Genomic DNA, 11,025 nt, shown 5'->3' on the forward strand with positions numbered 1-11,025 from the left:
TGCCCGGATTCAAGTCCAAGAACATCGGATTCTAGTCGAAGCGATCGCATTAATCAATTCTTAATTGTTATTTAGGAAAGGGAGTAGGGAGTAGGGAGTAGGGAGTAGGGAGTAGGGAGTAGGGAGTAGGGAGTAGGGAACAGGGCAGAAAAATTATCACAATTTATTGAGGATTATTATTTAATTGTTATTTAGTTGTTAATTTTTATTTAATTTTTAATTTTTATTTAATTTTTAATTAAATTTAATAGTCTTTTATAGTCTATGTTGTATTTTCTAGATTACCTAATTTCCATACCAAGCTAGAGACAAAGTTGGTCACGATATGAGCTACAATTGGTACGAGTAAGTTGTCTGTTGCTACCGCACTATACCCGAGAAGCAAACCAACAAGGGTTGCCCAAACTACATAGGGCCATTGTTGGATACCGCTTAGATGCAAAATCCCAAATAGCATACTGGAGGCTATGATACCGATAGCATTCAACCCTACTGCTGGCAACATGACACCCCGAAACAGTAATTCTTCACTCATACCGGGCAACAGTCCTAGCCACATTAAATCTGGTATGATTAGGGGCTTGAGAATTAACTTTAGGTATACTTCTGCACTCTGGCGATAAGCTGGCCAAAGACGATACACTAAGCCACTGGCTCCAGTAATTCCCAACCCCATGGCTAGTCCTATAACTAGGGCATTGGGGGTAAATTTGATGGGGAGGAGAGTCAGCTTGCCTAGTTGCAGCCATAGCTTGGCAAAGATTAGTAAGACTACGGCAGTTATACCCATTGCCACTAGTACTTGGATGCGGGTTAGGGGTTCAAGTTCGGGATTATCGGGAATTTGTTTTGTCACAAAAATTTAAGCGACGCAGGGATGATAGGGATGGACTCAGAGCTTTAGGACTGATCCCAGCACGATGGCTAACCAGCAAGCCTAGAGCCTCTAAATATGAGTTTACTCGTATTGCTTTAATTCCCAAAGGTTCTGGAGGCACTTCCATAGTAGTTTGGTTTTCTTCAACAGCAATGATTTGGGTTTGCAACTGGCTAAAGCTTAACATTGCACTACCACCACAGGCGGTTGCTGGTATCACAATCGCATCTACATCATCAGCCCAGATTTTCCCTGGTTTTGAGGAAATAGTTTGAGAATCTGGATTAGCAAGGGAGGAGGGGGAATTTTTTTGGTTGACGACAAATTGGGGAGCGCGACTCAATCCTACTAAAACACAGGGTAAGAAGGTATAGCCCAATTCCTCTGCTGCTGAACGAGGTGACAAATTAGGATCGATGGGCAAAGGCATCAATGCTGGTGCATGAGCACAGGGAATTTGAAAGGTACGAACAATCAAGTGACTGATAATGGCTTCAGCACCAGCGAGGGGGTCTACGCCTCGGCCATGACGGTAATCTTGCAATGCTTGACTACCCATGTCATCGGGAAAACGCACGACTACTGCGATCGCATTTGCTCCGGCTTGCTCAATCAGGACTTGGGCTGCTCGCAATAAACTATCGGGATTTCCAATTGTTCCCCAACTCGCTCCAGATGCTGCTGTGCGCAGTTCTACATTTAAGGGAGCATCTGTGACTACGTAGTCGGTTATATTCAGTCCTAGGGTAGCTCTGGTGGCATCTGCTGCTTGTAGGTGTCTCAAACGTAGTTCCGGTTCAATCCCCTGATCCAGGAGTAATCCCACTCGGTTCTGATGTACAGGGCGTAATCCCCAGCATCCAGCGGCAAATTTGTCAAGTCCATAGCCTTCTACATAGAAGGCGTTGGGTAAGTTCCAGTACAACTGGGCACCATTGAGGACATTGGGATGGGTGATTAAGCGATCGCAAACTTGTGCGATCGCTCTAGCCACTGGCAAGGCATCCCCGGCATAGCCACCAATCGACGCTCCTACACCAGTAGGAATAATTAAAACAACGGTATAGGGACGCTGATTCACTTACTATTCGGTGATTTTGTTACAATAGCCTCTACCGTAGCTTTTTCCTGCTCAGGGTCTACATGAGTAACTGCCCAGCGCAGGGGTTCTCCCCGTTCTTGTAGTTCTGCTTCAATGGCTTGGTGCAGTTCTTTAGGGGACTCTTGGAGGTCAATTTCTGCAGTAATGAAATGGGTTGTCATTATTTTCTCCCTAATTCTGATTAAGATAATGAGATTATCGTGACAGCTCCTACACTGACCTTACAGGTTCAGTGTAAGCTTCCCAGCCAATCCGGGCATTCCTTAGGAGGCGCTGGGCTTTAAGAACGGACTGCCCTTCCGCTCTATTTTTTATATTTATTGCTGCATTGTGGTCTCTGTCCAAACTACAACCGCAGTGAGGACAATCGTGCCAACGGACATGCAGCTTTTTGGAAACTTTTTTGCCGCAATTGGAGCAATTCTGTGAAGTATTCTGAGCACTTACCGGAATCGCCAACAAGCCAGCATTTAAGGCTTTGCTTGCCAGGATTGTCAGAAAGCTTGACCACCCAGCATCCAACACAGATTTAGCCAATCGGGATTTAGCCAGTCCCTTTACATTTAACTTTTCATGAGCAATCACGTCATATTTTGACAGCAAATAATTGGCGGTCTTAAAATGGAAGTCTTTCCGTTTATCCGCTACTTTTTTGTGCTGTCTACCAAGTTGCTTAATAGCTTTGAGTCTGTTACTGCCTCCCAACACCCGTCGAGATACCCTTTTCTGGATAACCTTCAATCTTTTTTGAGATTTTCGGTAGTACTGAGGAATCTCTATTGTCTCGCCTTCGGAGGTAGTTAAAAACTCCTTAAGGCCAACATCAATGCCGACTATTGAGTCAGGATTAAGGTCAGGTTTAACCTCAGGTACACTTTTGTCTTCTAGAGACAAAACCAGATAATATCCATCACACTTTTTGGTAATCGAAGCTGTCTTTATCTTGAATCCATTAGGAATAGGGCGATGTAGTACAACTTTAATTTTCCCTATTTTTGGTAGGTTGATCAGGTTGTATTTTAAGCACCCTTCTTTCATCTGAGGGTAAGTAAAGGTACGGTAGCGGTGTAGTTTTTTAAATCTAGGTCTCCCACTTCTTCTACCACTACTATCCCCTTTGATAAACCGATCAAAGGCTAATTTAACTCTTTTGACTACATCCTGAAGTACCTGAGAATGAATTTCTTTGTACCAAGGATGAGTTTTCTTGAGATTTGGTAGAGTTTTCTTCTGACTGTAGTAATCCGGATTCTCTCTTAGTTTAGGAAGGTGACAAACCAGGGGACAAGCATTAATTGAGCAACGATTTTGCTCGTACCAACTAAACCGCTCAGCTAGCAAGTAGTTATATTGAGCGCAAAGCATTGACAGCCAATGATCTATCTTGGCTTTTTGCTGTTTTGTTGGTTTTAGCCGGTACTGATACGCTATTCTCACTTTGACTTGCCTCAAGTTGGCTCGACCTATTATGATTAGAGCATGCCTACGATCATTTGGCAAGACATTATTAAAAATAAAAAGTTAACAATTAGAATTACTGATTTTGAGAAAAGACAACCGGAACAAGATGCCAATCCTATAGGAATGATCTCATCTGAGTTGATTAGGAGTTTAATAGCTCTATCCTTTGATCCGTGCATACCCTGTCCGCGATTCATCCCACACTCATACTACGTATTGAGATGTGGGGCTTCTCGCGGTTTAGCTAATTTATCTAACCATTACGTCTAGCTATTAGGCTAATGGTATTTGATTATATAGCAGCAAAGACCTGATCACGGCTGACCAAACTGCCGGTCGTACACTTCATCTTCTTTTTCGGTGTCAAATTTGAGGTTAGAGCGGGGATAAGCTACACACAGCAGCACATACCCTTCTGCTTGGAGTTCTGGGCCTAAACCCATGCCATCGGCTTGGTCTACACTGCCTTCTGCTACTCGTTTGGCAGCGCAAGTGGTACAGACTCCAGCGGTGCAGGAACTGGGTAAATCTATCCCCGCCCCATGGCCAGCTTCAAGAATTTTTTGATCCTCTGGCACCTCTATAGTGTATGTGTTGCCTTTGTGATTAAATTCGACGGTGTAAGTCTTGGGCATTGTATCAGTTTCGAGCTTGATACTCCCAATCCTATGAATAGGACAGGGAGGGTCACTGGCTTATTTTAGCGCTTTGTGGGATATAAATTAAGCTGGTGCCTTCGTTAGCCGAACCGCGAGAAGCCCCGCGCTCTACCCGGTAGGGTGAGCGTCTTGAAGTTACCGTAAGGATAGGGTCGCCTTTAGGGTTGGCAGGCTATGCATAAAAGAGGTGCGACCCGTGGCGAATTTAATTACGGGTCAAGGGCACCTTTGGTTGAAACTTATTGATTAAGGCGACCCTACCTTCTTTCAAGGGTAGGTTTTTAAGATAAAGGGCTGAGGATAGAAAAGGAATACTTGGAGAAAAATCGGGAAAAAATTGACCGATAGGTAACGGAAGATGATTGAGTAGAGCAGCAAGAATCAGCTAACTTGCCCCGACGAAAACAGCTCAAAACACGGGGTTTCGGTGTACCGGTGTCAGAGTTTTGACTCTCGACAGGGGTTGCCGGTAACTGTTGTGAGTCGTTGAAGGATAGATCAGGATCAGATTCCCCTCCAACACTGACGACCCACAAGGTGGCGATGGCAATTGCCAACCAATGACGCTCAGCCCTTTGGGGGTCAGTCATTTTCGTCTGGTGCCATTGCCAACCTCCCCGCCAACGTATCCTTGAAGAGACACTCAATCCAAGAACCCATTCGATACCATCAACCCTCAGCTTGATCTGGGTCGAGATCGGTGACAATCAACCAAGGATCTGAGTACCCAGAGTCCCATCGAGCCAGCAAGGTACAACTGAGGGGATTGCTAGAAAAGCAAGTTACTCGACCTGACCAGCTTTGACCGTTCTGGGTCACCACTGTGGTTAAAGGAACAAAGCTGGGTTGACCCACCGGATGAAACTGTCGAAGTTGGTTAATTCGTAAAAACGGATGCCAACCCTGTTGTTGAATTGCAACGCACGAGCCACTTGGCATACAGTCCTCGGTCAGCCATCACCAAAACTAACCAGTCCTGGGGAATTGTGTTTGTAAGGTGGGAGAGTAAATCCAGCCAATAGGGTTGCCAACTGCCTTTAGCCTTGGCTTCGATCACTTTCCAAGCCACAGGAATACCGCAGCCGCGATAGACAACCCTCACAACTAAGAGGGTAAATCGGCAACAAAAGGAACGAAGCATCAAGAGCTAAAACCATCGATTTTTTCTGGGGAGGCCATCCATTTAACACCCATTGCAGGAGTGGGGCTTGCACAGCTGGTGACATCAAGTTCAGCTCGTTTATCCCCTTTTTTGTCTTGCTGATTTCTGTACCACTCCCGCAACTGTTGACGTACAGTGTTTTCTTTTTTGCCGAGCAAGGCCGCTAGAAAAACTGCCACTGTGGTCAGTCCACAAGAGCCGGTCATCACAATGCCAAAACTCCACATCCCTAAAACCACTGCTTGAGGAAAGCTCAGATGGGGCATTTTTTTAGTCACTGTCCTCAACCATTTTTGGTAATCTTGATTCTTCTTCATGGCTGTGTTCCCTTAGCCGCTGTTTAAGAGCATCGCGTTTTTTTCCAGTTTATTAAAAACCTACCCCTGAAAGGCGTGGTGAATGGGGTCCAAGAGCATTAGGAAACCGCTCGATTGTAGCCGATCCACGCCAACTATAAATGAAGGAAATTGTCAATACCAAAATTAAATTTATAGAACCATTTCGTCCTTTTGCACCAGTTATCTTAGCCGAACAGGTAAATCATTATTTTTCCGGTTCTAATTTACAAAACCAATATCTGCCTCGCTATATGCAGATGGTGGCACCAATTCTTGAAGATAAGCAAGAGCAAATTCAAGCTGTCTGCCATAATGGCACAGGTCGCCTACAAGCTATTCGCCAAGAATCTAACCCGTTCTATTATCAAGTAATCGAAAAATTTGGTGAGGCAACTGGAATCCCCATCCTCTTAAACACTTCCTACAATTTACGGGGTGAACCAATTGTGAATACACCAGAAGATGCCTTGCGCACATTTGCTTACAGTGATATTGATCTACTGGTGATGGGGAATTTTTGAGTTTAAAAATCCAATAAACCTCAACCGGTTTTACCTAAACAAAAAGTAAGTTTATCTTAAAAATACCAATACAAAAATAACCATTATGCTAATGTTTTTTGGATTAACAAAACACTATACAGCGTTTTTCATAACTATTAGGTACACAGCATTTTTTCACTCTTGCCTCTTGCCTCTTGCCTCTTGCCTCTTCCGTCTTACCTCTTCCCTGCTCCCTGCTCCCTGCTCCCTAAAACCCAGGACGAAAGCACCTCAAACGTCGCTGAGAATTGCTACATACTTAACGCTGTACTATAAACCGCATTATAGTTAAGCAAAGTGCCTGAAATATCCATTATCATTCGTTGCTATAACGAAGAAGAACACATCGGTCGTCTGCTCAGTGGCATCATGCAGCAGACAATCCAAGATGTAGAAATCATTGTTGTTGACTCAGGTTCTACTGATGCCACTCCATCCATTGCATCCCGCTATCGAGTCAAACTATTATCCATCAAACCGGAAGAGTTTTCCTTTGGGCGAGCCCTTAACCTTGGATGTCAGGTTGCCACCGGGGAATTCATCGTTATTGCCAGTGCTCACGTTTATCCCATCTACCAAGATTGGATTGAAAAGCTGTTAGCTCCCTTTAAAGATCCTAAGATTGCTTTAACCTACGGAAAACAACGCGGTAACGAAACAACCAAGTATTCGGAAAACCAGATATTTGCTAATTGGTTTCCCGATCAGTCCGTTCATGTCAGGGATCAAGACTATCCTTTCTGTAACAATGCTAATGCTGCTATCCGGCGATCATTGTGGGAAGACGTTCCCTACGACGAAACCCTCACAGGCTTAGAGGATTTGGACTGGGCAAAACGGATTATGCCCTTAGGCTACCGGATTGCTTACGTTCCCGCAGCTGAAATTATTCATGTTCATGAGGAAACCCCCAAACGCATTTACAACCGCTATCAACGAGAAGCCATTGCTCTTAAACAGATTTATCCCCAAGAAAACTTCCATTTTTGGGATTTTTTGCGCCTGTTCACCACAAATGTTGTCAGTGACTACTATCATGCATTCCATGACGGTGTTTTCAAGCCAAATTTGCTTTCAATTCCTATATTCCGCTTAATGCAATTCTGGGGTACCTACCAAGGCTTTGCCCAAAGGGGACTAGTCAGCAACCGCCTGCGACAAACCTTTTATTATCCACGCAGCCTATCACCTTACCAGAACACCTTTTCTTATGACAATCGACGACTCATTGACTATGGCTCCTCTGCAAAATCCTCCGAGCAAGTATATTGACATTTCAGTACCCGTATCCCCATACCTTCCCACCTGGCCTGGTAGCCCAGCAATTGAATTTCACCGTCACCTCGCTCGATTTAGAACATGGTGATATTGCTACCGATACAACACTGCATTTTAGTGTACATACGGGGACTCACGTTGATGCTCCAATGCATTTCATCCCAGGGAAAGTGTGGAACAGCTACCTCTGGATGTTCTAATCGGAGAGGTTTACGTTGTAGTTGTGCCCGATGATGTCGATGTAATCACCGCAGAGGTATTAAAGCAGTTAACTCTACCTGCCAACATACAGCGTTTGCTTTTGCACACGCGAAACTATCGGCTGTGGCGATCGCAAGTGCGGGAATTTCAGCCGGACTTTGTGGCGCTCACAGCAGATGCCGCTGAATGGGTAGTTGAACGGGGAATTAGGTTAATTGGGGTGGATTATTTGTCAGTCCAAGGTTTTTATGATGGTCCGGAAACTCATCAAATTCTGCTAAAATCCGAGGTTGTTATTATTGAAGGCTTGAATTTAACGGATATTTCAACTGGAAAGTATGAGTTGTTATGTTTACCAATTAAGCTCAAGGGAGTATAAGGAGCTCCAGCTAGGGTAGTTTTACGTAACTTATCTGACTAAGTTTGCTACAAAATTTTTAGATATTAGTTTTTAATGAATTATTTTAATACTGAACCGAAAATTATTGCTCTCTTGCCAATGAAAGCTAACAGCGAGCGAGTCAAGGGTAAAAATTTTAAGCCATTGAATGGTAACCCTTTATTCAAGTTAATTTTAAATGCACTTATTGAGCTAAACGAAGTCTCAAAAGTGATTATAAATACAGATGCTCGCTCTATTCTGGCAGAACACGGATTGGTCGATTCAGATCGAGTTCAGATTCGCGATCGCAAACCAGAATTGTGTGGTGATTTCGTCAGCATGAACCGGATTCTGGCAGATGACATAGCAAATGAACCTGCCGATATTTACTTGATGACCCACACTACAAATCCCCTCCTCAGTGGGACAACAATTCGCAAGGCACTTCAGCAGTTTCTGGAGGCTAGGGCTAGGGGAACTGCTGATTCGCTATTTACAGTTAATCGCTTCCAAACTCGCTTCTACCGTCAAGATGGTTCTGCCATTAACCACAATCCCAATAACCTAATTAGAACTCAGGACTTGGAACCCTGGTACGAAGAAAATTCTAATCTCTACATTTTTACACCTTTAAGCTTCGCTGCCACCCAAGCTAGGATTGGCAAGCAACCTATGATGTTTGAAACTCCTCCCTTGGAGTCGATTGATATTGACGATCAAGTGGACTGGCAAATGGCTGAAGCAGTTGCCCAGTATCTCTACCCTTCTTCTGTTGTACAAGCGGCATGAGCAATGAAAGTATTAATTACCTGTCCACCCATGTTAGGTTTGATGGATGAATTCAAACCACTTTTTGCAGCAAAAGCCATTGAAGTTGATTGTCCTCCAGTAGTGCAAACCCTATCCGTGGAAGAACTAAAGTCCCTCATTCCTCAGTATGACGGTTGGATTATTGGCGATGATCCTGCCACTCGCGAAGTGTTTCAGAACGGGAAATCTGGGAAGCTAAAAGCAGCAGTCAAGTGGGGTGTTGGGGTTGATAATGTGGACTTTACAGCAGCGAATGATAATGGTATCTTAGTAGCAAATACCCCTCGTATGTTTGGTGCGGAAGTAGCCGATATTGCCATGGGCTATGTAATTGCCCTAGCACGACAGACTTTCATGATTGACCGAGCCGTTAGAGCAGGAACATGGCTAAAACCAGCAGGCATTTCTCTAGGGGATAAGACGGTTGCTTTAGTTGGGTTTGGGGATATTGGGCGCAATACGGCGAAGCGGCTGTTAGCAGCTGACATGCGGGTAATTGCTTACGATCCTTATTTCCAAGCAGTGGAGGGATTAGAAGCAGTACAACCTGCTGCTTGGCCCGCACGCTTGGAAGAAGCCGACTTGATTGTGCTGACCTGTGCGTTAACTAGTGAAAATCATCATATACTGAATTCAGAAACATTTGCTAAGGCAAAGCGAGGGGTGCGGGTGATCAATGTTGCCCGAGGTCCATTGATTGATGAAGCAGCATTGGTGGAGGCATTGTCTTCACGACAGGTGCATTCGGCAGCCTTAGATGTTTTTGAAATGGAACCATTACCGGAAGCCTCTGCGCTACGGCCTTTTGAACAGTGTATTTTTGGCTCCCATAATGCTTCTAATACGGTGGATGCTGTGCGTCGTGCTAGTTATCAGGCAATGCATTTGCTATTTGATTTTCTTGGATGTGCCTAGGAATTGAGATCGTGAAAAGTGCTTTAATTACTGGAGCTGCGGGTGGCATTGGGCAAGCTTTGTGCCAGGTTTTTAAAGAAGCTAATCACTTTGTGATTGGTCTTGATGTAGTTTCAGCGGCTGCATCCTGCGATGTTATGATTGTCGGCAATTTGCAGAAAATGTGCAGTGATGCAGCTTATTGTTCAGAAATTGTTGAGCAAGTGCGATCGCACTTGCGTGGGCTGGGTTTGACTACCTTAATTAACAATGCAGCAGTGCAAATCCTAAAGCCCACAAACCAACTCACAGTAGAAGATTGGCATCAGACACTAGATGTTAATTTGGTAGCTCCTTTTGTGTTAACTCAGGCATTGCTGCCAGAGTTGGAACAAGCGGTCGGCTCAGTAGTAAATATTGCCAGTATTCACGCCAGCCTTACCAAGCCTGGGTTTGTGTGTTATGCAACCAGTAAGGCAGCTTTGGTGGGTTTAACCAAAAGTATGGCAGTGGATCTTAGGGAAAGAGTCCGGGTAAACGCGATTTGTCCAGCAGCAGTAGCGACACCAATGTTAATGGCTGGGTTTGAAGGGAAGAAGGAAGAGTTTGAGAATTTGTCTCAAATGCATCCTTTAGGGCGGATTGCAGAACCAGCAGAAGTAGCAAAAGTGGCATTGTTTCTATCTTTGCCTGAAGCAAGTTTCATAACCGGTGCAACTTTAAGCGTTGATGGTGGCATTGGAGGACGTTTACACGATCCTATATAGGTTAACAATAAAGATTTATTCGCATATCTAAAGCCCAAACTAGTTAACCAGCTAATTAACCCTTTTACGGCTGAATTGATTATGCTTCAAAAACAATTACGAGTAGCAATAGATTCAATTGTTGAGTATCTTAATAATTACTCATATCCAGTGTACAGTCAATGGTCTTTTAATGATTATAAGCGCCTTTTATAATTTAAAAATCTTCATAAAAAAGAGGACTGTTTTATTATTGGCAATGGTCCTTACCTTAATAAAATTGATTTATCATTACTGAATAATTATTATACGTTTGGTTTAAACAAAATATACTTAATATTTGATAAAGTAAATTTAAATATTAGCTATCATGTTGCAGTAAACCATTTGGTTGTCGAGCAAAGCGCGAGATAGTTTTAAAAGTAAAACTGTCCATCTTTTTTATCAGCTATATCCGCTGATAATGTGGTAGATAAAAGGTATCATATTTCTAAAATTTTTACAGCAGGTAGTCCTTTCGTTTTTCAGACAGATGCATCGAAGTTAATTTGCGAAGGATACACTGTAACTTAT

13 protein-coding genes and 2 pseudogenes are annotated in these 11,025 nt (G+C 43.7%); 6 read left to right on the top strand and 9 right to left on the bottom strand.

The window, feature by feature from the left end:
• Positions 1-262: 262 nt before the first annotated feature.
• The 9 genes from F6J94_RS22475 to F6J94_RS22515 form a co-directional block, all read right to left on the bottom strand.
• A complete protein-coding gene (locus F6J94_RS22475) occupies positions 263-856 on the bottom strand; it encodes a CPBP family intramembrane glutamic endopeptidase (protein ID WP_293044313.1) in 594 nt (197 codons plus the stop codon).
• Positions 834-1,958, bottom strand: a complete 1,125-nt coding sequence (locus F6J94_RS22480; protein WP_293044315.1) for a DUF3326 domain-containing protein — start codon at positions 1,956-1,958, stop codon at positions 834-836. Before F6J94_RS22480 ends, F6J94_RS22475 begins: the two co-directional genes overlap by 23 nt.
• Complete coding sequence (locus F6J94_RS22485) at positions 1,955-2,140, bottom strand: hypothetical protein (RefSeq protein ID WP_293044317.1); 186 nt, start codon at positions 2,138-2,140, stop codon at positions 1,955-1,957. Before F6J94_RS22485 ends, F6J94_RS22480 begins: the two co-directional genes overlap by 4 nt.
• Positions 2,141-2,189: 49 nt before the next feature.
• Positions 2,190-3,416, bottom strand: coding sequence for a transposase (locus F6J94_RS22490; RefSeq protein ID WP_293044319.1), 1,227 nt, complete (start codon positions 3,414-3,416; stop codon positions 2,190-2,192).
• Between the two features lie 338 nt (positions 3,417-3,754).
• A complete protein-coding gene (locus tag F6J94_RS22495; RefSeq protein WP_075903753.1) occupies positions 3,755-4,075 on the bottom strand; it encodes a 2Fe-2S iron-sulfur cluster-binding protein in 321 nt (106 codons plus the stop codon).
• A gap of 305 nt (positions 4,076-4,380) precedes the next feature.
• Positions 4,381-4,746, bottom strand: coding sequence for a hypothetical protein (locus tag F6J94_RS22500; protein WP_293044321.1), 366 nt, complete (start codon positions 4,744-4,746; stop codon positions 4,381-4,383).
• A gap of 22 nt (positions 4,747-4,768) precedes the next feature.
• Complete coding sequence (locus F6J94_RS22505; RefSeq protein WP_293024556.1) at positions 4,769-5,038, bottom strand: hypothetical protein; 270 nt, start codon at positions 5,036-5,038, stop codon at positions 4,769-4,771.
• On the bottom strand, positions 4,977-5,240 hold the full coding sequence (locus F6J94_RS22510; protein WP_143727837.1) for a hypothetical protein: 264 nt from the start codon (positions 5,238-5,240) through the stop codon (positions 4,977-4,979). The genes F6J94_RS22505 and F6J94_RS22510 overlap by 62 nt, the downstream gene beginning before the upstream one ends.
• Positions 5,240-5,578 carry a hypothetical protein gene (locus tag F6J94_RS22515; protein ID WP_293044322.1) on the bottom strand — a complete coding sequence of 113 codons (339 nt, stop codon included), beginning with the start codon at positions 5,576-5,578 and terminating at the stop codon, positions 5,240-5,242. The genes F6J94_RS22510 and F6J94_RS22515 overlap by 1 nt, the downstream gene beginning before the upstream one ends.
• An 83-nt stretch (positions 5,579-5,661) precedes the next feature.
• On the opposite strand from F6J94_RS22515, the pseudogene F6J94_RS22520 reads away from it, so the two are divergent.
• From F6J94_RS22520 to F6J94_RS22550, 6 genes and pseudogenes are all read left to right on the top strand, one after another.
• Positions 5,662-6,120: pseudogene (locus F6J94_RS22520) on the top strand (carbamoyltransferase C-terminal domain-containing protein); the annotation flags it as partial.
• Between the two features lie 318 nt (positions 6,121-6,438).
• Positions 6,439-7,413 (top strand): glycosyltransferase family A protein, encoded by a 975-nt coding sequence (locus tag F6J94_RS22525; protein ID WP_293044324.1) that lies wholly within the window; start codon positions 6,439-6,441, stop codon positions 7,411-7,413.
• Between the two features lie 53 nt (positions 7,414-7,466).
• Positions 7,467-7,999 (top strand): annotated as a pseudogene (locus tag F6J94_RS22535) (cyclase family protein).
• 75 nt (positions 8,000-8,074) lie between these two features.
• Entirely contained in the window at positions 8,075-8,791 is a 717-nt protein-coding gene (locus F6J94_RS22540) for an acylneuraminate cytidylyltransferase family protein (protein ID WP_293044328.1), read from the top strand.
• A gap of 3 nt (positions 8,792-8,794) precedes the next feature.
• Complete coding sequence (locus F6J94_RS22545) at positions 8,795-9,727, top strand: phosphoglycerate dehydrogenase (RefSeq protein WP_075903761.1); 933 nt, start codon at positions 8,795-8,797, stop codon at positions 9,725-9,727.
• Positions 9,728-9,738: 11 nt separating this feature from the next.
• Positions 9,739-10,473: an SDR family NAD(P)-dependent oxidoreductase gene (locus tag F6J94_RS22550; protein ID WP_293044331.1), complete on the top strand. Its 735-nt coding sequence runs from the start codon at positions 9,739-9,741 to the stop codon at positions 10,471-10,473.
• Positions 10,474-11,025: the final 552 nt, after the last annotated feature.

The sequence above is a fragment of the Moorena sp. SIO1F2 genome, assembly GCF_010672755.1.
In the GTDB taxonomy this organism is placed as follows: domain Bacteria; phylum Cyanobacteriota; class Cyanobacteriia; order Cyanobacteriales; family Coleofasciculaceae; genus Moorena.

Coding starts and splice junctions, on each gene's coding strand:
- F6J94_RS22510 (WP_143727837.1), bottom strand. CDS start 5,240: ATGCTTCGTTCCTTTTGTTGCCGATTTACCCTCTTAGTTGTGAGGGTT.
- F6J94_RS22495 (WP_075903753.1), bottom strand. CDS start 4,075: ATGCCCAAGACTTACACCGTCGAATTTAATCACAAAGGCAACACATAC.
- F6J94_RS22540 (WP_293044328.1), top strand. CDS start 8,075: ATGAATTATTTTAATACTGAACCGAAAATTATTGCTCTCTTGCCAATG.
- F6J94_RS22545 (WP_075903761.1), top strand. CDS start 8,795: ATGAAAGTATTAATTACCTGTCCACCCATGTTAGGTTTGATGGATGAA.
- F6J94_RS22485 (WP_293044317.1), bottom strand. CDS start 2,140: ATGACAACCCATTTCATTACTGCAGAAATTGACCTCCAAGAGTCCCCT.
- F6J94_RS22515 (WP_293044322.1), bottom strand. CDS start 5,578: ATGAAGAAGAATCAAGATTACCAAAAATGGTTGAGGACAGTGACTAAA.
- F6J94_RS22505 (WP_293024556.1), bottom strand. CDS start 5,038: ATGCCAAGTGGCTCGTGCGTTGCAATTCAACAACAGGGTTGGCATCCG.